This window comes from Ruegeria sp. L12 (assembly GCF_056531745.1).
In genome coordinates this window covers 165,070-190,399 of the sequence record NZ_JBQFMH010000008.1, presented here as the reverse complement: position 1 = coordinate 190,399, position 25,330 = coordinate 165,070, and the positions used below count along the sequence as shown (strand labels likewise).

Sequence of the window (25,330 nt, the reverse complement as noted above, 5' to 3'; positions counted from 1 at the left end):
TGAGCTTATTTTTCCCTTATTTCAAGGGCGGAATCGCCTAAAGGGGTGATATTGTGACCGAATTGACTCTTGCATCCTGCTCGGCCCAGTGGGTGCGGTTGAGCACATGGCCGTCCGCGCGGACAGCGGCAATTGCGCCCGGATCAATGTCCGCATAGGTCCAACCGGGTCGGTTTAGATCCCCCTCGGCCAGAACACCGGTCTGTGGAAAGCCCTTGTCGGGCGGACCGAAAATGCCGCCCATGCCGGTGTTCACATCCACCGCCTCGGACCAGTCATTGTTACCAACAAGCGATGCCATGACTGTAACACACTGATTTTCCAATGCTCTTGACATCGCACCAACGCGCACCCGCCAGTAACCTGACAGGGCTTCGGTGCAGGAGGGTACAAGGATCAGATCGGCCTCCTGCAGGGCGCGGCCCAGCAGCGGGAACTCGCTGTCATAGCAGATGAGAACTCCGATCTTGCCCAGCGCAGTGTCGAACAGCTTTAGCGGACCGCCCGGTGCGATGTCCCAGAGGTCACGTTCGAACCGGGTCATGATCTGCTTGTCCTGATGGTCAACAGCCCCATCCGGCGCGTAAAACGCAGCCCGGTTCACCGGGCGGCCCGGTCCGTCGAGAACCGGGGCCGAAGCACCCAGAATGTATGTGTTGTACTCTTTTGCGAGGCGCTGGTGTGCGTGCTGTACATCTTCCATCCGGTCCGAAACCGCCCGGATCGAGCGTTCCAGATCACCGGCCACATCGGCGCCATCAAGGGTCGACAACTCCATCGCGCCATATTCGGGAAAGACCAACAGCTCGGCCCCCTGCCCTGCCGCATCCGCGACCCAGCGTTCCAGCTTGTCTTCGTACTGCGCCCAGCTGTCGAGCCAGTCGAGATCATATGCGGCAGTTGCGACTTTCATCATGCGTATTCCCGGTTAGGCACCGCATCACCATAAGGGAGGAGCCCGAGGCGTGTCATGCGGATTCGCGTGTCAGATCGCGCTGGTGAACTCACGTAAACAAGCGCGAAACCTAAATCGCCTGATCACCGCTCGCCGAGGGATCGGCGTCGGATTTGACCCGCCTCAGCACCTCAACAAATCCGGCTAGGAAAACCGCTTCGGCCATCAGCTTGAACACCTCTTCGAGCCCCCGGAACGCCAGCTTGTAATCGAGGACATTTTCTTCGGAAATCCCGACCCACAGAAACAGGGCGTCATCATTTGAAATGGCGTCGAACACAACCGTCGCGGCGAGGCACACGAAGCCGGGGATCAGAAAGCGCAACAGGACCCTGTGTCGAAGGACCTCTTTCCGATAACGATAAAGGACCGCGGCACCAATAAGCCCGTAGAGGCCGATGAGCATGTCATCAATCCGGTCGGTCAGGCTGGTTTGCTTGATCCCGAAAATCTGGTGGATGGCCTTATCGGTGTTCTCATGAATCAAGAGGCCTTCGTCAAACGCCAGAAACGTAAAGCCCAGCGATATCAGAAGCCAGATAACCTGTTTGTTTCTGCACAGAAAAATCTGGAAGTTGACCAGCGCAATCAGCGCCAGCAGCAGAATTGAGATGTGGGTTCCGACCGAGCCTTCCCGGTAATGCTTGGTGGGATTGTCGTGCCCGATATATCCAATGACCACCATTAGAAGGTTCAGAATGGTCACTGTCACGATGATGTGGCGACTCGTCAGTTTCCGTAAGCCAAGCATGTTGAATTCCTTAACTTCCTGACACTTGGTCAGCCAATAGATGGTGAATTATTCTTAACTCGGGCTGGGTCAATGACCGGCCGGAATGTAATAGAAGTGTCATAGACACCTCTCAGATCACTGGCAAACAGGAATCCGCGGCAAGTTCCATGAGCGCGATACGTACTTTTCGTCGCCACCCGGTGCCGAGGGCGCAAAGCCCTGACCACGGTTCGCTGTCAGAAATCAAACCCGGTCTGAACCGGGGGCGTGAAGGGTTCGATCAGGGTCTCTCCGTCCGAGCCGCGTTTGATCGGTTTAACCGTATGGTATTGGAAGCGGCCCTCATACCCCGTGCCCAGAGACTGCTGGGCGTCCTGCGCCGTGGTGACGCCTGACAGCCAGCTTTCGATTTCATCCGGGGTCAGGATCACCGGCATTCGATTGTGGATATGCGCGATCTGCGGGCTGGGTTTGCGGGTCAGGATGGTGCAGGAATGGTTGCCGTCATCGGTACGATAAAACCCGGCAAAAAACATCACCGGGGCATTGTGTTTGACCGAGATATAGACCGGGCAATCATGGCCCTGATCTTTCGGCCATTCATAATAGCCAATCGCCGGAACAAGACACCGACCGCGATCCCAGTAGTCTTGCCAGAACCCGGTGTTCTCGATCTTGGAGTTTATCAGAGGCTTTTGGCTGCGCGGGTCCCTGATCTGCCAGCGTGCAGTGCTGAGCTCGGCCTTGTCGCCGTCCCAGCGGATCATGCCCACGCGGTTTGTCGGTGAGATGTTATAGCCGCCCGAGGGCAAGGACTCGGGAAGATGAGGCGAGACTTTACCGTAGAGAAAATGTTCAAGGATCGCCAACATCTGGCGCTGCGTCAGGTGACCGGCTGCAAACTTTCCACACATATGCAGGATGGTATGGGGCAGTGTGGATCACGGCAAGAGGGCGGCTTGCGCCCAACGGCCTCACAAATCCCGGATCCAGAATTGCAGCGGCTTTTGGGTCTCGCTTTCCTCACCCACATCCTTCCACGAGAACTGCGCGACGACACCGGGCAAAGGCGCATAGCCCCGGGCACGCCAGAACGCATCCAGCGGGCGATAGCTAGCGGGCTGCTTTGGGTGGTCAGCAGGGCGCTGAACACTGCAGAAGGCGCTTTTGGTGAAGCCCAGCGTGCGGGCATGGGCTTCGCGCTGGTCAAAGAATGTATGGCCCGCGCCTTGCCCCCGGTAGTCAGACAACAGGACGGATTCGGCGCAATAGAAGATGTCGGACAGGTTCAGCCCTGTCCCGGCGAAGGCAGCGGCGAAATCGTCTGCGTGATCGGTCAGCGGTGCGCCCGTCGAGGCCCCGACCAGCCGGGCGCCATCGAAGGCACCGACGACAATGGCCTTGTCGCTGCCGCGGTAGGATTGCAGATAGTCCCGCTCGTACGCCAGATCGCCATCATAGAGATAGGGCCAGACCCGGAACACCTCGATCCGCAGACGGGCGACATCGTCCAGAGCAGCCTCGAGCGCCGCTCCGGTCAGGGGGCGGACATCAGTGATCTCAGCCATTCGAGACCTGTTTGGTCCAGTCGGCGAGGTTGTAAAAGGTGGTTACGCGGGTGATCTTGCCGTCTTTGAGATCAAAGAACGAGCCCGCCGGCAGGCGATAGGTCTGACCTTGGGCCTCGGGCAGGCCTTCGTCGGTTTCCAGATAGGTGCCGTTGACGATGAACTCGGCGGCGGCGCGCGTGCCGGTTTCGGCCTCGAAGATCACGATATCGGTTAGGTTCTCGCGATAGCAGCGGTTCATATGGGCGCAAAAGGCGGCAAATTTCTCTTTGCCGACGCGTATCTGGCCTTCGTTCACGTGATGGGCCACGTCATCGGACAGGCAGGCCAGCATGCCATCCACATCACCGGCATTGAAGGCGTCGAAATAGGTTTTCACGGTCAGGTTCATGGTCACTCCGTCGGTTCGCCCCAGCGGTCTTTCAGATGCGAGATGATCTGTTCGCGGGTTTGTCGGTAATGACGTAGCTTGTCCTCGCGTGTCTCGCCTAATCCGGTAGGGTCCATAATTGGCCAATAATCGACATCGAGGTGAAAAAACCGGGTCAGTTCCAGCGCCTTTCGCTGGCTGGCGGGCGACAGGGCCACGATCAGGTCGAACGAGCTGAGGTCGTCGCCCCATTGCTCCATCTCATCGAAGGACCGGCTGCGGTGGCGGGACAGTTCGACGCCGATCTCCTGACAGACGGCGATGCAGAAGCCGTCGATCTCAAGATCGTTATGCACACCGGCGGATTGCACATAGGTGCCGGTGCCGTAGAATTTCTTCATGATGCCCTCGGCCATGGGCGAGCGGACCGAATTGTGGTCACAGCAGAACAGGATCGACTGCGGCAGCGGCGTCACCCGTTAGCCTCCGAAATGCAGCACGCAGATCAGCGTGAACAGGCGGCGGGCGGTGTCAGTGTCGATCTCGGCCTTGCCATCCAGCCGTTCCTGCAGCACGCGGCTGCCTTCGTTGTGGATGCCGCGCCGGGCCATGTCGATGGTTTCGATCTGGCTGGGCGGCAGGTTCTTGACCGCATTGAAATAGCTTTCGCAGATCTGGAAATAGTCCTTGACCACCTGACGGAACGGCCCCAGCGACAGGTGAAATTCAGCCGCCTTCTCGTCCGCCTCGGTGGCGATGTCGAAGACCAGCCGCTTGTCGCGGATCGACAGCTGCACGTGATAGGGGCCATCGGGGATCGCCCGGTCGTCGCGCGCGGGCAGCGTGAACGAGTTTTCCTCGAGCAGATCATAGATGGCGACTTTGCGCTCCTGCTCGATCTCAGGGGTCGGCGGGGGCAGGTTTCGGTCGTCCAGTTCGATATGCGAAATACGGGTCATCTTAACGGTCACAATCCTTGCGTCTGCACAGACCTATAACAACAGAATTCAATGGGCAACGCGCAGAAGCGCCATAGGTTGCGGGTGATTGCGTCACTTCAGCCGTTCAACCGGTTCAGACGCGCCGTGACAGACAGGCCATGTGCCTCAAGGCTTTCCGAGCGGGCCAGTTGTTCAGCCGCAGGCCCGATGGCGCGCAGGGCCTCGGGGGTCATCTGGCTGAGCGTGGTGCGTTTGAGGAAATCCATTACGCTGAGGCCCGAAGAAAACCGCGCCGAGCGTGCGGTTGGCAGCACATGGTTGGGGCCGCCGATATAATCGCCGATGGCCTCGGGCGTGTATTGGCCCAGGAAGATGGCGCCCGCGTGGATGGTCTGCTGGCTCAGCGCCACCGGATCGGCGACGCACAGTTCCAGATGTTCGGGTGCGATGCGGTTCGACAGCGCGGCGGCCTCGTCCAGATCGCGCACGGTGATCACGGCGCCATAGTCGCGCCAGCTTGCGCCCGCGATGGCGCGGCGCTGCAGGGTTTCGAGGCGTTTGTCGACCGCCCGCGCCACGGCCTGACCAAAGCCCGCGTCATCTGTGATCAGGATCGATTGGGCGCTTTCGTCATGTTCCGCCTGGCTGAGCAGGTCCAGCGCAATCCAGTCGGGATCGTTGTCCTTGTCGGCGATCACCAGAATCTCGGACGGGCCGGCGATCATGTCGATGCCTACCTTACCAAACACACGACGTTTGGCGGCGGCGACAAAGGCGTTGCCCGGGCCGGTGATCTTGTCAACCGGCGCGATGGTTTCCGTACCGTAGGCCAGCGCAGCGACAGCCTGTGCGCCGCCGATGCGATAAACTTCATCCACACCCGCCAGCTGCGCCGCCAGCAGAACCAGCGGATTGACCTGACCGTCCGGTGTGGGCACGACGATGGCCAGCCGTTCAACCCCAGCCACCTTGGCCGGGATCGCGTTCATCAACACCGAGGACGGATAGGATGCCAGGCCGCCGGGCACATAAAGCCCCGCCGCCGATACTGCCGACCAGCGCCAGCCGAGCGTTGCGCCCGCCGCATCGGTCCATTCCTGCCCTTCGGGCATCTGCCGTTCGTGATAGGCGCGGATGCGGTCAGCGGCCAGTTCCAGCGCCGCGCGGTCTTCGTTCGAGACCTGAGCGACGGCCTTAGCGATCTCATCAGCGCTGAAGGCCATGGTCTCGGGCGTCAGCTCCAATCGATCGAATTTCGCGGTCAGTTCGATCACCGCCGCATCGCCTCGGGCCCGCACATCCTCGATGATCTGCGCCACAACCGCATCCACATCCGGGCTGTCCTCACGCTTGGCGGACAGCAGCGCCTGAAACGCGGGCTCGAAATCAGCGGAGGTCGTGTCGAGGAAAACGGGCATGTGAGGGACTCCGGAAGCGTTTCAACGGGTCTTATCGTCCGTGCGGGATGGCCTCAACCCTTCGCCAGAGGGGTGCAGCGATTTGCGCATCGCAAAACAGGAAAGGTCGTCGCGTTGGCTGCAGTTTCCCGTTGGTGCCCATCCATTTCGCAGATAGAAATCCTGAGCCGTCCTTGTCGCCTCAAGAAATGCTTCGGTATGCCCTGCCTTGGCGATTTGTTGTTCAAGCCGCTGTAACAAGGCGTACCCGACTCCGCGTCCTGTAAAATCCGGATCGAGGTAGAGCAATGTAATTTCGGCGTCACGGATGCCTCCGACGGCGGCTATTTGGCCGGACTGGTCTGCAACCCAAAACTCAACCCCCGACTGCACCCAATCGCGAATGCTGGCGGCATCCTTGTTCGCCGTCCAATTGGCAATCGTCTGGGCGTCACCGTTATGATCCGCACCACATAACTGCTCGATCGAACGGATCAGCACACGGCTCATCCCGAACACATCAAACACGGTTGCGCGCCGTAGCTCGGCACCTTGCGGTGGCTGCGAAAACGCCTGCGCTATACCGCGTTTGTTGTTCACTCGGGGTGATGCGGCGCGTGGCCTGAGGGGGCCTTGTAGGGGCGCGTCACGTCCTTGAGTGTGACATCGACGGCCTCGACCGACAGGCGGATCGCGCCGTCGCCCGCCAAAGTCAGCAGGATTTGTCCCGCGCCATCTTCGCCGGGCTCGAATTCGACCGACAACAGCGACAGGATCATGTCCTTGTCGCCGCGGTCAATGCCCTGACTGGCCACCGACAGAACCGAGCCGAACATCAGCACCGCCTGCACCCGTTCATAGGCGCGCCCGCGCCGGGCGGCGGCATCCTTGTCCTCCCAACGGAAGCGGTTCAGCAACAGCGCAAAGCGGCGCTGACCGGGTTGCCATGTCATCTCGGTGACCGGGAAAATCGCGTCCTGGGTCAGCGTCGCGATGACCTGAAGGTCATCTGCATCCTCGGCCCCAAGGTTCAGCGGTGCCTCGCGTCCGTCTTTGAAACTCGCGTCTGTCATTGACCCTTAATCCGTTCGATCTTTGCGCCCACGCCTTCCAGCTTGCGCACCACATGCTCATATCCGCGGTCTAGATGATAGACCCGGCTGACCACCGTCTCACCTTCGGCCGCCAAACCGGCAAGGATCAACGAAACCGAAGCCCGCAGATCCGTCGCCATGACCGGAGCGCCTTTCAGACGCTCAACCCCGGTGACGGTCGCCGTGCCGCCATGCACCTCGATATTCGCGCCCATGCGCACCAGTTCGGGGGCGTGCATAAAGCGATTTTCGAAAATACGCTCTTCAAGAACGGACACACCTTCGGCAGTACACATCAGCGCCATCATCTGCGCCTGCAAATCGGTCGGGAAGCCCGGGAAGGGTTCGGTCACCACATCGACCGAGGCCACGCGCCCGTTCTTGCGGGTCACTTTCAGGCCCTTGTCGGTCTCAGAGACGCTGATCCCTGCCGCGTCCAGTTTGGCGGCAAAGCTTTCGACCAGCGACATGCGCCCGCCCAGCAATTCGACCTCACCCCCGCAAATAGCCGGGGCCAGCATATAGGTGCCCAGTTCGATCCGGTCGGTCACCACCTGATGGGTCGCGCCATGCAGCCGGTCGACGCCCTGAATCTCAATGGTCGAGGTTCCCTCGCCCGAAATCTGAGCCCCCATCTTGCGCAGGCATTCGACCAGATCGACGATCTCGGGCTCGCGTGCGGCGTTTTTCAGCACCGTGGTGCCCTTGGCCAGCGTAGCGGCCATAACGATATTCTCAGTCGCACCCACGGATGCAAAGCGCATCTCGTGCACCGCACCCTTCAGACCGCCCGGCGCCCTGGCGTGCAGATAGCCGTCTTTCAGCTCGATCTCGGCTCCGAGTGCTTCCAGCCCTTCGACATGCAGATCCATCGGGCGCGCGCCGATGGCGCAACCGCCGGGCAGCGACACAACCGCCTGCCCCAACCGCGCCAGCATCGGGCCCAGCACCAGGTTCGAGGCGCGCATCTTGCGCACGATCTCATAATCCGCCGTGTGGCTGGTCAAGTCGTGGCTGGACATGGCCAGCACCTGCCCGTCCTGCAGCGACGACACCTCGGCCCCCAGCGATTGCAGCAGCGCGGTCATGGTCTTGATGTCGCTGAGGCGCGGCGCATTGGTCAGCGTCAGCGGTTCTTCGCTGAGAAGCGTCGCAGGCATCAGCGTCAGGCACGCATTCTTGGCCCCTGCAATGGGGATCTGCCCGTTCAGCGGGCCATTGCCCGTCACCAGAATCGAATCCATTTGCTCTTATCCCTCGTCCTTGCCGGTCTTGTCCCCGGATGCCGCCCGCGCCTTGGCCTGCGCCTTGCGCCGCGCCATGTTCGCCTTGAGCGCCGCCTTCAGCCGCTCTTCGCGCGCATCCCCGGATTTGCCGTGTTTTTTGGGTGAATTTTTGTCTGCCATTGCCTTTCTCTACAGGAGTGGAAAAAAACCGTCCAGACACCCTTGCGCCGCGTTTCGTTTGAGTCTAATCACCCGCCACGGCGCTGCTGTAGCTCAGAGGTAGAGCACTCCCTTGGTAAGGGAGAGGTCGAGAGTTCAATTCTCTCCAGCAGCACCATGTTTTTCCAACATATATCAATAGGTTACGTTGTCGCGAAAAATTGCGCTGCTCGATTCAGTGCCTGACGTCCGTCACATCTAACGTTGATCTGCGCATGTTGTTTCAAAGCATTAGCGCGCTGCTTCGCTATCTTGATATCAGAATCCGACACGCCAACCCGCCCAGGCGTTGTGATGTTTCCAATTTCAGTTTGCAGCCGTAGGCGTTCAACAAATCGACACATATGGTCAATCCCAGCCCCGCTCCACGGACAGAGGTATCAAGGCGCTTTCCAGATAAAAGCACCTCTCGTCGCGCGTCCTCAGGTATTCCGGGGCCGTCGTCTTCGATGCAAAGCTCGATCCCGCTGTCCACGCGTTTTGCCGTAATATGAATTGTGGTTCGGCACCACTTGAGGGCGTTGTCGAGCAGATTCCCCATAACCTCTTCGATATCCTGAGTGTCCATGCGCACCCACAGACCCGCCTCGCACTCACATAACAGAGATTTGCCTTCGCGCTCGGCCATAACTGAAAACAGCCTCGACAACCTTTCAACCGAGTTCGAAATATCAGTTCTCGAATGCGTCAGCTCTCCTGTGCTTGACGCCCGCATACGTGCGAGCGAGCGACCGAGTTGAGCATCGATCCGGCCAAGTGCCTCTTCTGCGGGCGCGGTGTCGGCTCCGGTTTCAGATAAGTTCGTCAACTCGTTCCGGAGTATCGCGGTTGGTGTTTTAAGGGCATGCGCCAGGTCCGCCGCTTGCCGACGAGAGGCGGATACGATCTCGCGATTTCGATGCAGCAGATGATTGAGATCTTCCACAAGAGGCGATACCTCTTCAGGATAATCTTCCGGTCTCAGATCGTCGCCTTTGTTCCAGCGGTGCGCCACATCCGTGCGTAATTTCCTTAGCGGACCGACAATCGCAGACATCAACAACAGCGAACCGGCAACGCCGATCAAGCCGACCAGACCAAATACGGGAAGCAGGTTATTTTGTGCGGCCCGGCGTTCTCTGATTAACTCAAGCCTGCTTTCGGCCACGGTGACACCCCATTCGCCGCCGTCTTCGAACGTAATTATCTGATAAACGCCGCGAACAGCCTCATCATCCGGGCCGGTGGTATTCCACACAGCTGCCTCTTCGCTTGTAAGCACGGGCTCTGTAATCGTTTCGTCAAAGAGGGAAGCAGAAGTAAAGGTCGCTCCGTCAATGTCCGTTACCTGCCAATACCTGCCCGAATAAGGTGTGGAATAGGCCGGGTCGAACATCAGGTCCCGCAAAGCATCGGGGGCATCCGTGGTGGCGCTCAGGCCGACGACAAGCTGGGTGTGCCGGTCACGTAACGTCTCATCGAATTGTTGCAGGACGCGCGTGTTGATATACGAAAACACCACCAGTGTCCCCACACCAACCGACAGCGCGGCGGACGCCAGCCCGCCAAGCAAGGCACGTTGGCGCAGCGACAGCATCAGGCGGTATCGATCATATAGCCGCGCCCTCTGATCGTTGTGATGAGATCCGGGCCCAGTTTCTTGCGTAACCGGGTTATGAAGACAGCAATGGTGTTCGAGTCCCTGTCACCGTCATATTCATAGATATGTTCTGACAACTCAGTGCGCGACACCATGCGCCCGATATTATGCGCGAGGTAGGTCAGGACGGCAATTTCCTGTGCCGTCAGGTCTACCGGAATTCCGCCCACGCTGACACGACCGTTCCGCGTATCCAGAGAGACCTCTCCCATTTCGATCACAGGGTTCAACTGACCGCTCTGTCTGCGCAGGATCGCCCGGACGCGCGCAGCCAGTTCCGGCATGTGAAACGGCTTTGTCATGTAATCATCTGCGCCGGCATCAAGCCCATCAACGCGCTCGCTCCATCCGTCCCGGGCTGTCAGGATCAGGACTGGTGTTTTGAGCCCCGAACTGCGCCACTCACGCAAGACAGAAATGCCATCACGTTCGGGCAAGCCAATGTCGAGGATGATCATGTCGTAGGGCTCGGTTGCACCCAGATGAAAGGCGTCCGTTCCATTGGCGGCCACATCAACAACGCGACCTTCTGCAGTCAGCAGTTTTTTGATTTGCTCACTGAGCTGCGGTTCATCTTCGGCAAGAAGTACTCTCATAATCGGAAACTACAGGCACAACGCTGTCGATTTAAGCCCTAATTTTTACCGTTACCTTTTCCGTTCCCACCGGAATTCCCGCCACTGTTGCCGCCGCCTCCGCCGCTGTTGCCGCCACCGCTGTTGCCGCCACCGCTATTGCCGCCACCGCTATTGCCGCCACCGCTGTTGCCACCACCGCTATTACCGCCGCCGCTATTGCCGCCACCACCACTGTTACCGCCGCCGCTATTGCCGCCTTTGTTTCCGCTGTTTCCGCGGTTCGCCGAGCCCTTGCCGCTATTGCTCTTACGATCACTTTTGGCTTTGGCCGAACTGGATTGCGCGGCTTCCGATATCTGACGCCCGATACTGGACCGGTTGGAGACAACTGCGCCCGTTTTCGCGTTCACGATGACACTGACGATCTTTCCGCCGGGCTTTTTGACCAAAATGCGATAATAGATCCCGTCGGCCTGAAAAGCGCGCGCATCGATCGGGGTGCCGCCATAGGCATTCTGCACACCTTTTATTACACGCGTAAGCCGGATGGCGTTTCCGGAAAGGGTCGCCTTGCGAAGCTCGCCTTGCTTGAGTTCGCGCGCGTTTGCAGCTGCCTCTCCACCGGAGAACGCAGTCAGCAAACCTGCAACCAACACGAACACCTTCAAACGCATTCAAACCTCATACATCTCGCGCAACATTACTGTGCGGGACGTGAACCGATGATGAACAGGCAGTTAGCGCTGCGTTCAAGAGACCTCAAGTTAAATGGACCAAACAGACCGCGATTCGCGCACGCTTCAGGTGCGCAAAGCAAAGTGCGTCTGTCGAATGTACTGGAAACCGCATAGCTGCGCGCTGAAGGAGCTAGTTATGAAAAGAACCTCTTATGGGCTACTGAAGGCCTCAACACTTGCGATTGCCCTGCTGGGATCCGCTGCAGTTATCGCGACAGTCGCGGCACCTGACTTTGCTTATGCGAAGGAAGGAAAAGGAAACGGCGGCGGAAATGGAAACGGCGGCGGAAATGGAAACGGCGGCGGAAACGGTGGCGGAAACGGCAAAGGTGGAGACGGCGGCGGAAAAGGTGCCTCGGGCAATGGCGGCGGCAAAGGTGTCGACAAAGGCCGTGGCGGTTCGAAGGCTGGAAAATCGACCTCTCGCAGTGGCAAGTCCAAATCCGAGCGGGCCGGGTCGAAAAAGGGCGGTGGCTTCTCACTGAAGGACCTGTTCCGCGGTAAAAACAAATCCGGAACGACTGCATCTACCAAGAAAAGCACCACCACAAAGGTTAGCAAACAAAAGACCAAAACTTACAAAGCGCCATCGAAGACAGCGGTTGTTGAGGATTCTGTTCATCCATCCAACCGTAAAAAGGGCGACCGGATAGCTGATCTGCTTGGCGCCCATCCATCTGAACTGGGCGCTCTGAATGCGGCCAACGCAAGCGCAACCGCGCTGGCCAATGCCGCCCCCAATTCCCGCGTCGGCCGGATTGCCACCTATCGCGATACGGTGCTCGAAGGGGATGCCCTGCGCGAGGAACTTGCAGAACAGCTGGCGGAACTCGAAGGTCTGGAGCCTCCGGAACGGTCCGTTGCTGAGATCGAGGATGATCTGGCAGCAGCACTCGATGATGTTCAAAGCAATCAGGAACGCGTCGAAGAGCTTGAACAGGAACTGGCAGATGCCGGTGGAACCGATCCCGAGATCGAGGAACAGCTTGATGAAGCCCGCACGGACCTCGAAAACTCGGTCCAGGATGCGCAGGATTTGACCGATGAACAGCAGGCGGCCCTGGACTACCAGGAAACTGTGGATGAAACGCAGGAGCTTGCCGAGCGTGTTGAACAACAGGAACTGACCGAGCGGGAGGCACTGGAAGCTGCCGCGAACAAGCCCGTCACGGATGCTGTCGAGGCTGAGGTCAAATCGCTCCTGGGCCTGTCACCAGAGGACACCGATACGTCAGGCTAATTCCATACAGTACTGAGTGCTCACGGACGTACTGTAAACCGGGCCAGCCAATTGCTTTATTAAGAGCAGATTGGCTGGCCCATCTTATTTCGACATCCGGCTGATCCGACTCGGTGCTTTGACCCCGTTCCGGCATCGGACAAAACAGAAATCCCGCCCCAGGATGGAGCGGGATTCAGTTTTCAATTCCAATATCAGGACAAATACCGGGAATTGTGTGGGGGTCTGCTGAACTACCTTCAGACGTTATTGTGTGCCTCAGAGAGTCGCTCGTTTTTGATGATCTCAGACAGTGTATTTTCGATAGGAGGGAAGCGACCGGTGCTCGATTTGGCCGTGGATAACAAACGTTCGTCGGCGATTCCGCCAGAGGTTTGCATCACAGCTGTAGTGCTGGAGTCTTCAGTCATAAAGGCAGACTTCATCATGCTTTTCCCCTTGTTTGCAATCAAACGGATGATCATTCGTTCGATCCAACAAAAGCACTATGCCCCAACCCGGTTGAACACATTGAGAATACATTGTTCACGTTCAGTTAATGTTGTTCGCGAAATAGAGACAAACGGTATGCGCGACCATTTGAGGGATAGGATGCGTTTCCCCGCGGCGCTTTGGACAGATCATCGGCAGAGACCTTCCGCACGCTAAGATCCGAAATGCTTACAAGGCGTTACCGCACTTTCTGCTAGGTCTTCGCGTATAGAATCGCCAAAGCCGATCAGTCGCAATAGTCATCGCTTTCCGACGCCTGCCGCCACAAAATCTTGTGAGGCTTCGGGACATACATTCAAACTCGTATTGGCGCAAAAAGACCCCAACGATGAAGGATCCGGCGCCTCTTCTTCCCGACAAAACTGTAGAATTACGAATTGTGGGTGGTAATGGCCCTACGTGTCGGCGCCATTACCACCGAAATCGAGTTCATATTGCCTTGCTGTTCAAAGGCAATACACGTCGTATCAACCACACTTGGAATGCCCACAACTCCGGCAAGTCATGCAACCTTCGATCATCACCATGTCGAACTGACCGCAGGATGGGCAGGCCTTCCCTCGTGGGGCGTCCATGTTGACCACCTGCGCCTGCGGATCGGATTTCAGGCCCATGCCCTCACCTTCCAAAAAGCCGATATTGACCATGTGTTGTTCGATCACTCCGCCAATCGCGGCCAGGATCGAAGGGATGTACTTGCCCTTGACCCAGGCACCACCGCGCGGGTCGAATACCGCTTTCAGTTCCTCGACCACAAAGGACACATCGCCACCGCGCCGGAACACCGCCGAAATCATACGGGTCAGCGCCAGTGTCCAGGCGTAATGCTCCATGTTCTTCGAGTTGATAAACACTTCGAACGGACGACGGCGGCCGCCGATAACGATGTCGTTGATGGTCAGATAGATCGCGTGCTCGCTGTCGGGCCATTTCAACTTATAGGTTGACCCCTCCAGCGATTGCGGGCGGTCCAGCGGTTCGGACATATAGACCACCTCGCCGCCATCAACCTCATGCGGCGCATCGGCACTTTCGCCCGGGGCCTTGTCGTCGCTTTCCGAGACGGTCAGAACCGAACCGGTCACATCGTTGGGCCGGTAGGTGGTACAGCCTTTGCAGCCCTGATCCCAGGCCTGCATGTAGACATCCTTGAAGGCGTCAAAGCTGATATCCTCGGGGCAGTTGATGGTCTTGGAAATCGAACTGTCGATCCATTTCTGCGCCGCCGCCTGCATTTTGACATGGTCCGAGGGTGACAAGGTCTGCGCGTTGACGAAGAAATCCGGCAGTTCGGTGTCGCCGAACTTGTCGCGCCACATTTGCACCGCGTAATCCACCACCTCTTCTTCGGTGCGCGAGCCGTCCTTTTGCAGCACCTTGCGGGTATAGGCATAGGCAAAGACCGGTTCGATCCCCGACGACACGTTCCCGGCATAGAGCGAGATCGTCCCCGTCGGTGCAATCGAAGTCAGCAGAGCGTTGCGGATGCCATGTTCACGGATCGCGTCGCGCACATCCTCGTCCATCTGCAGCATGGTGCCACTGGCCAGATATTTATCGGCATCGAACAGAGGAAAAGCCCCCTTCTCGCGTGCCAAATCCACCGACGCCAGATACGCGGCGCGGGCGATGGCATGCAACCAGCGCTCGGTCTGACGCGCCGCCTCGTCCGAGCCATAGCGCAGGCCCATCATCAGCAGCGCATCGGCCAGACCGGTCACGCCCAACCCGATACGGCGCTTGTCCTGCGCTTCGGCCTCTTGTTCGGCCAGCGGGAATTTCGAGGCATCCACCACGTTGTCCATCATGCGAACGGCGGTGGCGACCAGCTCTTTCAGGGCTTCTTCATCCAGATGCGCCGCATTCTCGAACGGTTCGGCAACCAGCCGTGCAAGATTGATCGAGCCCAACAGGCAGGCGCCATATGGCGGCAGCGGTTGCTCGCCGCAGGGGTTGGTCGCGGCGATGGTCTCGACATAGTTCAGGTTGTTGGCCTGATTGATCCGGTCGATGAAAATCACGCCGGGTTCGGCATAGTCATAGGTGGCCTGCATGATCTTGTTCCACAGATCGCGGGCCTGAACGGTGTGATAGACCTTACCGTCGAACACCAACTCCCACGGGCCGTCGGCCTTGACGGCCTCCATGAACGGATCGGTCACCAGCACCGACATGTTGAACATGCGCAGGCGGGCGGGGTCGGATTTTGCGGTGATGAACTGTTCGATATCCGGATGGTCGCAACGCATGGTCGCCATCATCGCCCCGCGGCGCGAACCTGCGGACATGATCGTCCGGCACATCGCGTCCCAGACATCCATAAAGCTGAGTGGGCCCGAGGCATCCGCCGCGACCCCTTTCACATCCGCGCCACGAGGACGGATCGTCGAGAAATCGTACCCGATCCCCCCGCCCTGCTGCATGGTCAGCGCGGCCTCTTTCAGCATGTCAAAGATACCGCCCATGCTGTCGGGCACGGTGCCCATGACAAAGCAGTTGAACAGGGTCACCTGACGTGCGGTGCCCGCGCCTGCAGTGATGCGCCCGGCGGGCAGGTATTTGAAATCCTCCAGCGCTTCGTAGAACTTCTGTTCCCAATGGGCCGGGTCTTTCTCTACCCGCGCCAGATCGCGGGCGATGCGCCGCCAGCTATCCTCGACCGTCTGGTCAATGGGCGTGCCATCCGCCTGCTTGAAGCGGTATTTCATGTCCCAGATCTGCTCGGCGATGGGGGCGGCAAAGCGGCTCATTGGTGATTCCCTGATTTGAAAGAGGTATCCAGATTAGACATTTCACATCTCCACCACAACACCTTGATGATGGCAGATAGAGGGCTACAATATAAAGATCAGCCTCGGGACGACTCTGTGGGAAAGCTGTGGATAAGTACGTAAATCTCATAAAACTGTCCGTCGGATCGGAAAGCGTTGAAACGCTGATGGCCTGGCAGGACAGCCGCAAGCCGCTGTATCAGGACGGCTGCCCACGCCACGTCACCCGTATGTGGCCCAAACGCGAGGCCGAGATTCTGAACGGCGGATCGATCTATTGGGTGATCAAGGGCGTGGTCCAATGCCGTCAGCGCATCCTGCGGCTGGATGAAGTGCGCGGCGAAGACGGTATTCGCCGCTGCGCCATCGTATTGGACCCCGAGGTTCACCGCACCCAAACCGCCCTGAAACGCCCGTTCCAGGGCTGGCGCTATCTCAAGCCCGAGGACACGCCTGCCGATCTGCCACAAGGCCGTGAACAGGACGACACACTGCCCGACGATCTGAACCGGGCGCTGGCCGAGATCGGCGTGCTGTAGCTATCGCAGCCGGTCCAGAAGCTCTTTCAGCGCCGCTTTTTCACCCGCGCTGCATTTCGCCACGCGGCTGCGCCACAGCGTCGCCTGCGATTGCAGGATCAAGCCATCCGACAGAATCTTGAGGTGGTTCGCCCGCAGGGTTTCACCGGTCGAAGTGATATCGGCGATCGCCTCGGCGGTTTCGTTCACCACCGTGCCCTCGGTCGCGCCCTGGCTGTCGACCAGCGTGTAATCGGCCACGCCTGCCTCGGTCAGGAATTCCCGCACCAGACGGTGGTATTTGGTGGCGATACGCAGGCGGTGGCCATAGGCCTTGCGAAACCCAGCCGCCGCCGCATCCAGATCGTCCAGTGTATCGACATCGACCCAGCAGGCGGGCGTTGCAATGATCAGGTCGGCCCTGCCGAACCCCAGTGGCGAGACCTCTTCCACCTGCTGTTCCCAGCGCGGCAGTTTTTCCTGCACCAGATCGGTTCCGGTGACGCCCAGATGGATACGCCCCGCCGCCAGTTCGCGCGGGATCTCTCCGGCCGACAGCAAGATCAGCGAGACACCGTCGATCCCGTCGACCTTGCCCGCATATTCCCGGTCGGACCCGCTGCGCGACAGGGTGATGCCGCGCTTTTCGAACCACGCGAAGGTCTTGTCCATCAACCGGCCCTTTGAGGGCACGCCTAGCTTCACACTCATTGCGCGGCCTCCTCAATCTCCAGCATCAGGTCGGGGCGGATCACGCCGCCGATGGCGGGGATTTCAGCCCCGTCGCCCAGCCGCCGTGTCAGCGCATCATAGCGCCCGCCGGTGGCAATGGGGGGCAGATCGGGGCGGCCTTCGGCGTAGAAACCAAAGACAAACCCGTCATAATATTCCATCGAGGTGCGGCCATAAGCGGCCTCGAAATCCAGTCGTTGGACATCGACACCCCGTGCCTGAAGGGCTGCGATCCGTGCTTCCAGTCGATCCAGAGCCGGAGTGATTTGCGGCAGGTCCACCGCCACGTCGCGCAGCTGTTCCAGCGCGAAGGGCATGGTTTCACGCACGTTCAGCAGCGTCTCCAGCCCGGCCAGTTCATTATCCGAAATCGGCGGCGCAGCGCGGTCCTCGCGCAACGCCTCGATGCGCTCGAGTATCTCGGGGGCGCGACGTTTGCCGATCATCGGCGCGTCATTCGCCAGCGGGTCGGTCGAATCCAACAGCGCATCACGACCCTCGGGGCCTTGCTTGCGTCCGGCGTACCTGTCCAGCAGTACACGGAACCGGCGCGGCCGCCAGAGATGCCGCATCAGCGCAGCCTTACGACGATCAGTGGTCTTCAGGCCCGCAACGGCAGCGGTCAGAATGCCGATATCGCCAGTAGCCGCTCGCAGCGGCAGCCCGCGCAGCTGCAGCGCAAACAGCGAGAACACCTCGGCATCCGCCCCGGCGGGGTCTTCGCGGTCAAACACCTCATAGCCGACCTGAATATATTCATTGGCCCGGTCCGGGTCGAGTTCCTGACGACGGAACACCTCGCCCGAATAGGTATAGCGCGCAGGCTCGGCCCCATCCGACATGTGCATCTGCACCACCGGCAGGGTGAAATCCGGGCGCAACATCTGTTCGCCACGCAGCGCGTCCGAGGTCACATAGGCGCGGGCTCGGATATCCTCACCATACAAATCCAGCAGCGTTTCCGCCGGTTGCAGGAGCGGAGGGTCCACGACCTGCGCGCCCGCGGCCTCGAACCGGACACGCATCATCGCGGCGCGGGCCTGTATCTGAGAACGGTTGGCCATGGCTCAGTCCTGACTGTCCAGAATTTCGCGCACCTTGGAGACCAGATCGCCACGCGGCACTTCGAACTGGCTGGGGCGTTCTTTCCATTCCTCCAGCGTCGCGCTTTCAGCGATCTTCGCGCCCAGTATCAAATCCTTGATCTGCACGATGCCTCCCGCCTTTTCGTCACCGCCTTCGATCACTGCGATGGGCGAGTTCCGCTTGTCCGCATATTTCAACTGATTGCCGAAATTCTTGGGGTTGCCCAGATAGACCTCGGCCCGGATACCGGCATTGCGCAGCTCGGCCACCATGGCCTGATAGTCGGCCATGCGGTCACGGTCCATCACGGTGACGACCACCGGACCGGTTGCCTGCGCACTGAGGCGACCCTTTTCGCGCAGGGCGGCAAGCAAACGGTCGACACCGATGGAAACACCAGTTGCGGGCACTTCCTGTCCAGTGAAGCGCTTGACCAGATCGTCGTAACGTCCACCGCCCGATACCGAGCCGAACTGACGCTTACGGCCCTTCGCGTCAAAAATCTCGAAGGTCAGCTCGGCCTCATAGACCGGACCGGTATAGTAACCGAGACCGCGCACGACCGAGGGGTCGATCTCGATCCGGTCCGCGCCATAACCGCCCGCATCCAGCAGGGCACCGATCTGTTCCAGCTCGGCAATGCCATCCGCGCCAATCTTGCTATCGCCTACGGCAGCGCGCAGGTTGGCCAGCGTTCCGGCAGTATCGATAGCTTTCGAGGTCAGGAAGGCAATCACAGGCTCGGCCTGATCGTCGCTGAGGCCCACGCCGTCGATAAATGCGCCCGAGGCATCCAGACGGCCCTTGGTCAGTAACTCGCGCACACCGGCCTCGCCCACTTTGTCAAATTTGTCGATGGTGCGCAGGACGTTGTCGCGGGCGGCGGCGTCTTCACCCAGACCCATCGCCTCGAGCACGCCATTCAGAACCTTGCGGTTATTCACACGCACCAGATAGTCGCCGCGCGGGATTCCTACGGTCTCCAGCGTGTCCGACAGCATCGCACAAATCTCGGCATCCGCAGCCATTGACGCTGTGCCCACCGTATCTGCATCGCACTGATAAAACTGACGATACCGCCCCGGCCCCGGCTTTTCGTTGCGCCAGACCGGACCCATCGCATAGCGGCGATAAGGCGTCGGCAGATCGTTGCGGTGCTGCGCATAGACGCGGGCCAAAGGCGCGGTCAGGTCATAGCGCAGGGCCATCCAGTCGCCATTGCCGCCCTCGTCAAACTCCTGCCACGCAAAGACGCCTTCATTTGGGCGGTCCACGTCTGGCAGGAACTTGCCCAGCGCCTCGACGGTTTCGACCGCGCTGCTTTCCAAGGCGTCGAACCCGTAGCGATGATAGACACCCGCAATCGTCCGCAGCATCTCGGTGCGCTGCGAGACTTCCTGGCCAAAATAGTCGCGGAACCCTTTCGGCGTGACGGCCTTGGGGCGGGGCTGTTTCTTGGGCTTGGCCATGTCGGGCGTCCTTGGGCGTATACGTGTTCCGCGCGCGGTCTATCCCATGGCCTGCATCGGGGCAAGGCGGGGTTTCTCTGGCCATGGCGTCACAGGGTCGCTATGACCGGTCTCGAAGGAGACCCCATATGCAGCATCTGGAAGAACAGATCGCCCACCTGACCCGCACCGTGGACGAGTTGAACACGGTCGTGACCAAACAACAGGCCGAGATCGACCGCCTGACCCGGCGGGTCGAGATGCTGCTGCAGCGCGAGGCCGAACGGGCGCAGGAAGGATCAGGCGGGGTCGTATTCGGCGACGAACGTCCGCCGCATTATTGAGAGGTCTAAGTCAAGCCAAGCTTAGAATCTTGCGATGCTCCAACCCGGTCATTGACCAGTCGCGCCGACCACGCACCCTTGCGGCAAAGCCATCCAGCGCATCACCAAGTTGATCATCGAACCAAAGTGCCTGCGCGGTGCGCGGCAACATGGCCTTGTTGTGCTGATAAACGGTGACGAAAGTTCCGCCCTTGCCATCTGGCTCAAGCGTCACATCGAACTCTCCATCCGTGAGACGCCGGTTCTTAGGGTTTGAATTGCCAGAAAAGGAATAGCGGTATCGATTTGGCGCATCGCATTCCAGCACAGTTTGCCGCTGTTTTTGGAAAATGGATGGCCCCAAAAGGTAGGAAACATCGAGATTTGCAGGCTCTCCTGGAACGGGTTGCGCGTCATACAAAATCTGTTCCCAGCTCGAGCTTGAGCCACACTCGGCCAACGCAAAAGCAGGCCAGACCTCTTCGATCGGTCGCCGGACCCGCACACGGCGTCTGGATTTCCAATCCAGACCAAAGCGAAACCCATCCAACACAGTCCCGTATGTGATGGAGATAAAGGTCAGGAGCAAAACAAGTGAAATCACTCCAGTCGCAGCATCAGGCAAATTGAACAAATTTCGTAAATACTCTGCAGGCTTGAGTGCTTCATTGAGCAAAAGCCAGAACGATACCAATTCAACCATCATTCGCAGGCGGCGGAAGATCAGAACAAACAACGCAAGTCCGGCGAAAACAATTCCGCTGACAAGCGCAGTCGCCAGAGCGAAAACCAATAAAGTGATGAGGGGGCCAGAAACCGCAATCATCTCGACAATCTGGTCTTCAAATTGCTTCCAACGCTGCAATACGGCGTTCATTATCAGGAAAATGGTCCCAAACAGCAATCGGCGGCGTTGCCTGTAAATCAATCGAAACATGCTTTGCATACTCAAGTGGTAATTATTACAGATACTTGTCACTCAAGATGTTGGCTGGAATATGACGCGCAAGCACGGCCGAGAATAACTCGGCCATGGGACGGCAAATTCGATCTCGATTAGTCTTACAATCCCAGCGTGGATTTCACCGCGTTGTCGACCACGCCGCCCAGCAGGGCATCCTTATCCGCGGCACATCCTTCCGACAGCGCGGCTATGAAAGCTTCACGCAGTTGGGCCTTTTCCTCATCCGTGGTCGCGTGGTCTTCGATATTGATCTGACGATTGTAGAGCGACAGGGCCGTCATCTTTCCGACAACGGCGACAACAAATTCTTCGTCACCATCCGCCTCTTCAGCAATCGAGGCGCAGGTATAGTGCATCACAGGTAATGCGTCCTGTACCAGTTGCTCTGCTGCCTCATCCGCCACGGCAAATGTCGGAGCAACAACCAGAACGGCGCAAATGGCTGATTTGAAAGCGCTATGTATCATGACAGTCACTTCCAGTTATGTCCGATAATCGCACCGGCGACACCGCCGATTGCTGCCCCTTTGCCGTCTCCGATCAATGCGCCGACACCCGCACCGACCAAAGCGCCCGTGATTGTCTTTTTCTTCTTGTCATCTGCCTGAGCAGCCGTGGCCAGCATCAGCGCGCACGTGGCCGCCAAGCCAAATGATCTGAAAACAATACCTGATTTCGTCATTTCGGAACCCTCCTGTGAAATGACCCCAAGGTTGTTTGATCAGACTAGCGGCGCACAACGCTTGTGGCAACAAATCGGGTGGGGATCAGATTTCCTCGACCGACATCACGCCTTCCAGCGATTTCAGGGCCCCCTTGATCTGCGGGTTGATCGGAAATTCTCGGCCCAGATCCATCTCGACATCACCGGGCAGGCCGGGGTCCAGCAGCAGCAGTTGGATCGGCCCGCGCGAAGCGCCTTTGGCGGCGGTCGCAGCGTCTTCGAGCACTTTGGCAACAGTGGGCAGCGCCTGCGCCTCGTCCACAAAAATGCGCAAACCGGTTGCGCCTGCGTCGGCCACCACGGAATCGACCGGACCTACCGACCGGCCCAGCAGCTTCAGCTGATCGGCCTCCATCGTCGCCTCGGCGGTCAGGACAACCTGTGCGCCGGTCTCAAGAAATTCACGCGATTTTTCCAGCGTTTCCGAAAACAGCGTAACCTCATACGCTCCGGTCGGGTCGGACAATTGCGCAAAGGCGAACCGGTTGCCGCGCGCCGACTTCCGCTCCTGCCGCCCGGCGACGACACCGGCCATCTTGGCGATCAATGGACCTGAACGCGCCTTTTCCATCACCTCGTCCAGCGTCAGCACCTGTTTGCGTTTCAACGCGGGCATGTAGTCGTCCAGCGGGTGGCCGGACAGGTAGAAGCCGATGGCCTTGAACTCTTCGCTCAGCCGTTCGGCGGGCAGCCAGTCGGGCGATGGGGACAAACGGGGTTCGGGCAGATCGTCGCCCGCCTCACCAAACAGCGACACCTGGTTCGAGTTCTTCTGTTCATGGATCGCCGCAGAATACTGGACAAGCCGGTCCAGACTTTCGAACACGCGGCGGCGGTTACCATCCAGCTGATCAAAAGCCCCGGCGCGCGCCAGCATCTCAAGCGGGCGTTTGCCGACCTTCTTCAGATCGACCCGGCGGGCGAAGTCGAACAGATTGACAAAGGGCTTGTCCTCGCGCCCGGCAACCACAAGGTTCATCGCCTCGACGCCCACATTCTTGAGCGCGCCCAGCGCATAGACCAGCTCTCCGTTCACCACGTCAAAAGTTGCCAGCGACCGGTTCACGCAGGGCGGCACATAGGGCAGCTCCAGCCCCTTGCGGACTTCCTCGAAATAGACGGCCAGCTTGTCGGTCAGATGGATATCGCAGTTCATCACACCGGCCATGAATTCGACCGGATGGTTCGCCTTCAGCCAGCCGGTCTGATAGCTGACCACAGCGTAAGCTGCGGCGTGGGATTTGTTGAAGCCGTAGTTGGCGAATTTCTCCAGCAGGTCGAAGACCTCGGAGGCCTTCTTGGCATCCACGCCATTCTCGCCCGCGCCCTTTTCGAATTTCGGGCGTTCGGCATCCATCGCCTCTTTGATCTTCTTACCCATCGCGCGGCGCAGCAGGTCAGCACCACCGAGGCTGTACCCGGCCATGACCTGCGCGATCTGCATCACCTGTTCCTGATAGACGATGATGCCCTGAGTTTCCTCAAGGATGTGATCGATCAGCGGATGCACGGATTCGATTTTGCGCAGGCCGTTCTTGACCTCGCAATAGGTCGGGATGTTCTCCATCGGGCCGGGGCGGTACAGCGCCACGAGGGCGACGATATCCTCGATACAGGTGGGCTTCATGCGCTTGAGCGCATCCATCATGCCCGAGGATTCCACCTGGAACACCGCCACCGTCTTGGCCGCTGAATAGAGTTTATACGTCGCCTCGTCATCCAGTGGGATGGCGTTGATCTGGTTCTCGGCCCCGTCGGCGGGTTCATATAGTTCCGTGCCATCCGCCGCCACGTGCAGGGGACGTCCGGATTTGAAGATCAGATCCATCGCGTTCTGGATCACGGTCAGCGTTTTCAGACCCAGAAAGTCAAACTTCACCAGCCCGGCCTGTTCCACCCATTTCATGTTGAACTGGGTCGCGGGCATATCGGACCGCGGGTCTTGATAGAGGGGCACCAGCGCGTCCAAAGGCCGGTCCCCGATTACAACACCTGCCGCGTGGGTCGAGGCATTGCGCAGCAGCCCTTCGACCTGCTGGCCATAATTCAGCAGCCGTTCGACAACCTCTTCGTTTCGCGCCTCTTCGCGCAGGCGCGGTTCGTCTTTCAGCGCCTTTTCGATGGAAACGGGTTTGACCCCCTCGACCGGGATCATCTTGGACAGGCGATCCACCTGCCCGTATGGCATCTGCAGAACCCGCCCGATATCGCGCACGGCTGCCTTGGACAGCAAGGCACCGAATGTGATGATCTGCCCCACCTTGTCGCGGCCATATTTCTGCTGCACGTAGCGGATCACCTCTTCGCGGCGGTCCATGCAGAAGTCGATGTCGAAGTCGGGCATCGAAACCCGCTCGGGATTCAGGAACCGTTCGAACAGCAGCGAATAGCGCAACGGGTCAAGGTCGGTGATCGTCAGGGCATAGGCCACCAGCGACCCCGCACCCGAGCCCCGCCCCGGGCCAACCGGGATGTCGTGGTCCTTCGCCCATTGGATAAAGTCCGCAACGATCAGAAAATAGCCGGGGAACCCCATGCCTTCGATGATGCCAAGTTCGAAGTCCAGCCGCTCTTGATACTCTTCCGTGCTCACCGCATGGGGGATCACGGCCAGACGTTTCTGCAAGCCTTCGTTGGCGATCCGGCGCAGCTCGGCCACCTCGTCATCGGCGAATTTCGGCAGGATCGGATCGCGGCGATACGCCATGAAGGCGCAACGTTGCGCGATCTCGACCGTGTTCTCAATCGCCTCGGGCAGGTCGGCAAACAACGTCACCATCTCCTGCTGCGACTTGAAATAATGCTGCGCGGTCAGGCGGCGGCGGCCGTCCTGCTGATCGACATAAGCCCCTTCGGCAATACAGATCAGCGCATCATGCGCCTCGTACATATCCGAGGTCGGGAAATAGACGTCGTTGGTGGCGACCAGAGGCAGGTTCTTGGCATAAGCCATCTCGACATGGCCGCGCTCGGTCAGGCGTTCAGCCTCGGGCTGGCCATCCTCGCCGGGATGGCGCTGCAATTCGATATACAGACGATCCGGGAACATTGCGGCCAGACGATCGACCAGAGCCTCTGCCGCCGGGCGCTGCCCCTGTTGCAGCAGGCGGCCCACCGGGCCGTCCGGGCCACCGGTCAGGCAGATCAGGCCCTCGGACCGCGCTGCCAGTTCCTCGAGTGTGACCTGCGGCAACTGCCCGCCCTTGTCCACATACAGACAGGAACTGAGCTTCATCAGGTTCTCATACCCCGCCTCGGACTGCGCCAGCAGCACCAGCGGAGCGGGTGCTTTTGGCTTCTCGCCGGGCTGCGGCTGCACATATGTCAGATCGACCTGACAGCCCATGATCGGCTGCACGCCCGCCCCGCTGGCGGTCACGGAAAACTCCAGCGCCGAGAACATCGAATTGGTGTCCGTCACCGCAACGGCGGGCATCTCTGCTTTTTCGCACAAAGCGGGCAGCTTTTTCAGCCGCACAGCGCCTTCCAACAGGGAATATTCGGTGTGAACGCGGAGGTGAATGAATCTAGGGGTACTGCTCATGACGCCTACGCTATCCCAGCCAGCGGCGCTG

The 25,330-nt window shown here is 59.3% G+C and carries 27 protein-coding genes and 1 tRNA gene; 4 read left to right on the top strand and 24 right to left on the bottom strand.

The annotated features are described in order from the left end of the window. Positions 1-37: 37 nt before the first annotated feature. From ACR0K9_RS14375 to ACR0K9_RS14320, 12 genes are all read right to left on the bottom strand, one after another. Positions 38-913: a carbon-nitrogen hydrolase family protein gene (locus tag ACR0K9_RS14375; RefSeq protein WP_480824201.1), complete on the bottom strand. Its 876-nt coding sequence runs from the start codon at positions 911-913 to the stop codon at positions 38-40. A gap of 112 nt (positions 914-1,025) precedes the next feature. Continuing rightward, complete coding sequence (locus ACR0K9_RS14370; protein WP_480824144.1) at positions 1,026-1,706, bottom strand: hypothetical protein; 681 nt, start codon at positions 1,704-1,706, stop codon at positions 1,026-1,028. A gap of 218 nt (positions 1,707-1,924) precedes the next feature. Beyond that, a complete protein-coding gene (locus tag ACR0K9_RS14365) occupies positions 1,925-2,602 on the bottom strand; it encodes an SOS response-associated peptidase (RefSeq protein ID WP_480824142.1) in 678 nt (225 codons plus the stop codon). Between the two features lie 60 nt (positions 2,603-2,662). Beyond that, positions 2,663-3,256 carry a GNAT family N-acetyltransferase gene (locus tag ACR0K9_RS14360; RefSeq protein ID WP_480824140.1) on the bottom strand — a complete coding sequence of 198 codons (594 nt, stop codon included), beginning with the start codon at positions 3,254-3,256 and terminating at the stop codon, positions 2,663-2,665. After that, complete coding sequence (locus tag ACR0K9_RS14355; RefSeq protein WP_480824138.1) at positions 3,249-3,647, bottom strand: ketosteroid isomerase-related protein; 399 nt, start codon at positions 3,645-3,647, stop codon at positions 3,249-3,251. Before ACR0K9_RS14355 ends, ACR0K9_RS14360 begins: the two co-directional genes overlap by 8 nt. A 2-nt stretch (positions 3,648-3,649) precedes the next feature. Continuing rightward, entirely contained in the window at positions 3,650-4,102 is a 453-nt protein-coding gene (locus tag ACR0K9_RS14350; RefSeq protein ID WP_480534073.1) for an arsenate-mycothiol transferase ArsC, read from the bottom strand. 3 nt (positions 4,103-4,105) lie between these two features. After that, entirely contained in the window at positions 4,106-4,585 is a 480-nt protein-coding gene (locus ACR0K9_RS14345; protein ID WP_480534075.1) for a UPF0262 family protein, read from the bottom strand. 98 nt (positions 4,586-4,683) lie between these two features. Next, positions 4,684-5,985: a histidinol dehydrogenase gene (hisD, locus tag ACR0K9_RS14340; protein WP_480824137.1), complete on the bottom strand. Its 1,302-nt coding sequence runs from the start codon at positions 5,983-5,985 to the stop codon at positions 4,684-4,686. A 21-nt stretch (positions 5,986-6,006) separates the two neighbouring features. Continuing rightward, positions 6,007-6,492, bottom strand: a complete 486-nt coding sequence (locus tag ACR0K9_RS14335; RefSeq protein ID WP_480824136.1) for a GNAT family N-acetyltransferase — start codon at positions 6,490-6,492, stop codon at positions 6,007-6,009. A gap of 68 nt (positions 6,493-6,560) precedes the next feature. Further along, positions 6,561-7,037 (bottom strand): DUF2948 family protein, encoded by a 477-nt coding sequence (locus tag ACR0K9_RS14330; protein ID WP_480534081.1) that lies wholly within the window; start codon positions 7,035-7,037, stop codon positions 6,561-6,563. Then, entirely contained in the window at positions 7,034-8,302 is a 1,269-nt protein-coding gene (gene murA / locus ACR0K9_RS14325) for a UDP-N-acetylglucosamine 1-carboxyvinyltransferase (RefSeq protein WP_480534083.1), read from the bottom strand. Before murA ends, ACR0K9_RS14330 begins: the two co-directional genes overlap by 4 nt. Positions 8,303-8,308: 6 nt before the next feature. Then, positions 8,309-8,464 carry a hypothetical protein gene (locus ACR0K9_RS14320; RefSeq protein ID WP_480534085.1) on the bottom strand — a complete coding sequence of 52 codons (156 nt, stop codon included), beginning with the start codon at positions 8,462-8,464 and terminating at the stop codon, positions 8,309-8,311. An 82-nt stretch (positions 8,465-8,546) separates the two neighbouring features. On the opposite strand from ACR0K9_RS14320, the gene ACR0K9_RS14315 reads away from it, so the two are divergent. Next, positions 8,547-8,621: transfer RNA gene (locus ACR0K9_RS14315), tRNA-Thr, on the top strand. 129 nt (positions 8,622-8,750) lie between these two features. Here the strand turns inward: ACR0K9_RS14315 and ACR0K9_RS14310 are convergent. From ACR0K9_RS14310 to ACR0K9_RS14300, 3 genes are read right to left on the bottom strand one after another with little or no spacing between them, the layout of a single operon-like run. Continuing rightward, the gene (locus tag ACR0K9_RS14310; RefSeq protein WP_480824134.1) at positions 8,751-10,079 is read right to left on the bottom strand and encodes a sensor histidine kinase; all 1,329 of its coding nucleotides are present in this window, start codon (positions 10,077-10,079) and stop codon (positions 8,751-8,753) included. Further along, entirely contained in the window at positions 10,079-10,738 is a 660-nt protein-coding gene (locus ACR0K9_RS14305) for a response regulator transcription factor (RefSeq protein ID WP_480824132.1), read from the bottom strand. Before ACR0K9_RS14305 ends, ACR0K9_RS14310 begins: the two co-directional genes overlap by 1 nt. Positions 10,739-10,776: 38 nt before the next feature. Next, positions 10,777-11,394, bottom strand: a complete 618-nt coding sequence (locus tag ACR0K9_RS14300) for a PepSY domain-containing protein (RefSeq protein ID WP_480824130.1) — start codon at positions 11,392-11,394, stop codon at positions 10,777-10,779. Between the two features lie 199 nt (positions 11,395-11,593). On the opposite strand from ACR0K9_RS14300, the gene ACR0K9_RS14295 reads away from it, so the two are divergent. Further along, the gene (locus tag ACR0K9_RS14295; RefSeq protein WP_480824128.1) at positions 11,594-12,697 is read left to right on the top strand and encodes a hypothetical protein; all 1,104 of its coding nucleotides are present in this window, start codon (positions 11,594-11,596) and stop codon (positions 12,695-12,697) included. Positions 12,698-12,936: 239 nt separating this feature from the next. Here ACR0K9_RS14295 and ACR0K9_RS14290 read toward each other — a convergent pair whose 3' ends face one another. Both ACR0K9_RS14290 and ACR0K9_RS14285 read right to left on the bottom strand, forming a co-directional pair. After that, positions 12,937-13,161 carry a hypothetical protein gene (locus tag ACR0K9_RS14290; protein WP_480824126.1) on the bottom strand — a complete coding sequence of 75 codons (225 nt, stop codon included), beginning with the start codon at positions 13,159-13,161 and terminating at the stop codon, positions 12,937-12,939. Positions 13,162-13,656: 495 nt separating this feature from the next. Continuing rightward, positions 13,657-15,939: an adenosylcobalamin-dependent ribonucleoside-diphosphate reductase gene (locus ACR0K9_RS14285; protein ID WP_480824124.1), complete on the bottom strand. Its 2,283-nt coding sequence runs from the start codon at positions 15,937-15,939 to the stop codon at positions 13,657-13,659. A gap of 128 nt (positions 15,940-16,067) precedes the next feature. Here ACR0K9_RS14285 and ACR0K9_RS14280 point away from each other — a divergent pair, with 128 nt between their 5' ends. Further along, positions 16,068-16,499, top strand: coding sequence for a DUF1489 family protein (locus ACR0K9_RS14280; RefSeq protein ID WP_480824122.1), 432 nt, complete (start codon positions 16,068-16,070; stop codon positions 16,497-16,499). Here ACR0K9_RS14280 and hisG read toward each other — a convergent pair whose 3' ends face one another. The 3 genes from hisG to hisS are packed head-to-tail and all read right to left on the bottom strand — an operon-like array spanning position 16,500 to position 19,765. Then, positions 16,500-17,189: an ATP phosphoribosyltransferase gene (hisG, locus tag ACR0K9_RS14275; protein ID WP_480824120.1), complete on the bottom strand. Its 690-nt coding sequence runs from the start codon at positions 17,187-17,189 to the stop codon at positions 16,500-16,502. Further along, positions 17,186-18,274, bottom strand: coding sequence for an ATP phosphoribosyltransferase regulatory subunit (locus ACR0K9_RS14270; protein ID WP_480824118.1), 1,089 nt, complete (start codon positions 18,272-18,274; stop codon positions 17,186-17,188). Before ACR0K9_RS14270 ends, hisG begins: the two co-directional genes overlap by 4 nt. A gap of 3 nt (positions 18,275-18,277) precedes the next feature. Next, entirely contained in the window at positions 18,278-19,765 is a 1,488-nt protein-coding gene (hisS, locus tag ACR0K9_RS14265; RefSeq protein WP_480824116.1) for a histidine--tRNA ligase, read from the bottom strand. Positions 19,766-19,893: 128 nt separating this feature from the next. Here hisS and ACR0K9_RS14260 point away from each other — a divergent pair, with 128 nt between their 5' ends. Continuing rightward, the gene (locus tag ACR0K9_RS14260) at positions 19,894-20,088 is read left to right on the top strand and encodes a SlyX family protein (RefSeq protein WP_480535647.1); all 195 of its coding nucleotides are present in this window, start codon (positions 19,894-19,896) and stop codon (positions 20,086-20,088) included. 10 nt (positions 20,089-20,098) lie between these two features. Here ACR0K9_RS14260 and ACR0K9_RS14255 read toward each other — a convergent pair whose 3' ends face one another. From ACR0K9_RS14255 to dnaE, 4 genes are all read right to left on the bottom strand, one after another. Further along, entirely contained in the window at positions 20,099-21,004 is a 906-nt protein-coding gene (locus ACR0K9_RS14255) for a hypothetical protein (RefSeq protein ID WP_480824114.1), read from the bottom strand. Between the two features lie 125 nt (positions 21,005-21,129). Next, a complete protein-coding gene (locus tag ACR0K9_RS14250; protein WP_480824112.1) occupies positions 21,130-21,498 on the bottom strand; it encodes a hypothetical protein in 369 nt (122 codons plus the stop codon). Positions 21,499-21,503: 5 nt separating this feature from the next. Then, positions 21,504-21,713, bottom strand: a complete 210-nt coding sequence (locus ACR0K9_RS14245) for a YMGG-like glycine zipper-containing protein (protein WP_480824110.1) — start codon at positions 21,711-21,713, stop codon at positions 21,504-21,506. Positions 21,714-21,798: 85 nt separating this feature from the next. Then, on the bottom strand, positions 21,799-25,299 hold the full coding sequence (dnaE, locus tag ACR0K9_RS14240; RefSeq protein ID WP_480824109.1) for a DNA polymerase III subunit alpha: 3,501 nt from the start codon (positions 25,297-25,299) through the stop codon (positions 21,799-21,801). Between the last annotated feature and the right edge of the window lie 31 nt (positions 25,300-25,330).

What these genes read in the sequence shown, in the direction of transcription:
- murA (WP_480534083.1), bottom strand. Translation starts at nt 8,302, where the DNA reads ATGGATTCGATTCTGGTGACGGGCAATGGCCCGCTGAACGGGCAGATC.
- ACR0K9_RS14285 (WP_480824124.1), bottom strand. Translation starts at nt 15,939, where the DNA reads ATGAGCCGCTTTGCCGCCCCCATCGCCGAGCAGATCTGGGACATGAAA.
- ACR0K9_RS14300 (WP_480824130.1), bottom strand. Translation starts at nt 11,394, where the DNA reads ATGCGTTTGAAGGTGTTCGTGTTGGTTGCAGGTTTGCTGACTGCGTTC.
- hisD (WP_480824137.1), bottom strand. Translation starts at nt 5,985, where the DNA reads ATGCCCGTTTTCCTCGACACGACCTCCGCTGATTTCGAGCCCGCGTTT.
- hisG (WP_480824120.1), bottom strand. Translation starts at nt 17,189, where the DNA reads ATGAGTGTGAAGCTAGGCGTGCCCTCAAAGGGCCGGTTGATGGACAAG.
- ACR0K9_RS14260 (WP_480535647.1), top strand. Translation starts at nt 19,894, where the DNA reads ATGCAGCATCTGGAAGAACAGATCGCCCACCTGACCCGCACCGTGGAC.
- ACR0K9_RS14370 (WP_480824144.1), bottom strand. Translation starts at nt 1,706, where the DNA reads ATGCTTGGCTTACGGAAACTGACGAGTCGCCACATCATCGTGACAGTG.
- ACR0K9_RS14245 (WP_480824110.1), bottom strand. Translation starts at nt 21,713, where the DNA reads ATGACGAAATCAGGTATTGTTTTCAGATCATTTGGCTTGGCGGCCACG.
- ACR0K9_RS14320 (WP_480534085.1), bottom strand. Translation starts at nt 8,464, where the DNA reads ATGGCAGACAAAAATTCACCCAAAAAACACGGCAAATCCGGGGATGCG.
- ACR0K9_RS14345 (WP_480534075.1), bottom strand. Translation starts at nt 4,585, where the DNA reads ATGACCCGTATTTCGCATATCGAACTGGACGACCGAAACCTGCCCCCG.
- hisS (WP_480824116.1), bottom strand. Translation starts at nt 19,765, where the DNA reads ATGGCCAAGCCCAAGAAACAGCCCCGCCCCAAGGCCGTCACGCCGAAA.
- ACR0K9_RS14355 (WP_480824138.1), bottom strand. Translation starts at nt 3,647, where the DNA reads ATGAACCTGACCGTGAAAACCTATTTCGACGCCTTCAATGCCGGTGAT.
- ACR0K9_RS14295 (WP_480824128.1), top strand. Translation starts at nt 11,594, where the DNA reads ATGAAAAGAACCTCTTATGGGCTACTGAAGGCCTCAACACTTGCGATT.
- ACR0K9_RS14305 (WP_480824132.1), bottom strand. Translation starts at nt 10,738, where the DNA reads ATGAGAGTACTTCTTGCCGAAGATGAACCGCAGCTCAGTGAGCAAATC.
- ACR0K9_RS14310 (WP_480824134.1), bottom strand. Translation starts at nt 10,079, where the DNA reads ATGCTGTCGCTGCGCCAACGTGCCTTGCTTGGCGGGCTGGCGTCCGCC.
- ACR0K9_RS14270 (WP_480824118.1), bottom strand. Translation starts at nt 18,274, where the DNA reads ATGGCCAACCGTTCTCAGATACAGGCCCGCGCCGCGATGATGCGTGTC.
- ACR0K9_RS14250 (WP_480824112.1), bottom strand. Translation starts at nt 21,498, where the DNA reads ATGATACATAGCGCTTTCAAATCAGCCATTTGCGCCGTTCTGGTTGTT.
- ACR0K9_RS14365 (WP_480824142.1), bottom strand. Translation starts at nt 2,602, where the DNA reads ATGTGTGGAAAGTTTGCAGCCGGTCACCTGACGCAGCGCCAGATGTTG.
- ACR0K9_RS14360 (WP_480824140.1), bottom strand. Translation starts at nt 3,256, where the DNA reads ATGGCTGAGATCACTGATGTCCGCCCCCTGACCGGAGCGGCGCTCGAG.
- dnaE (WP_480824109.1), bottom strand. Translation starts at nt 25,299, where the DNA reads ATGAGCAGTACCCCTAGATTCATTCACCTCCGCGTTCACACCGAATAT.
- ACR0K9_RS14290 (WP_480824126.1), bottom strand. Translation starts at nt 13,161, where the DNA reads ATGATCATCCGTTTGATTGCAAACAAGGGGAAAAGCATGATGAAGTCT.
- ACR0K9_RS14255 (WP_480824114.1), bottom strand. Translation starts at nt 21,004, where the DNA reads ATGTTTCGATTGATTTACAGGCAACGCCGCCGATTGCTGTTTGGGACC.
- ACR0K9_RS14375 (WP_480824201.1), bottom strand. Translation starts at nt 913, where the DNA reads ATGAAAGTCGCAACTGCCGCATATGATCTCGACTGGCTCGACAGCTGG.
- ACR0K9_RS14330 (WP_480534081.1), bottom strand. Translation starts at nt 7,037, where the DNA reads ATGACAGACGCGAGTTTCAAAGACGGACGCGAGGCACCGCTGAACCTT.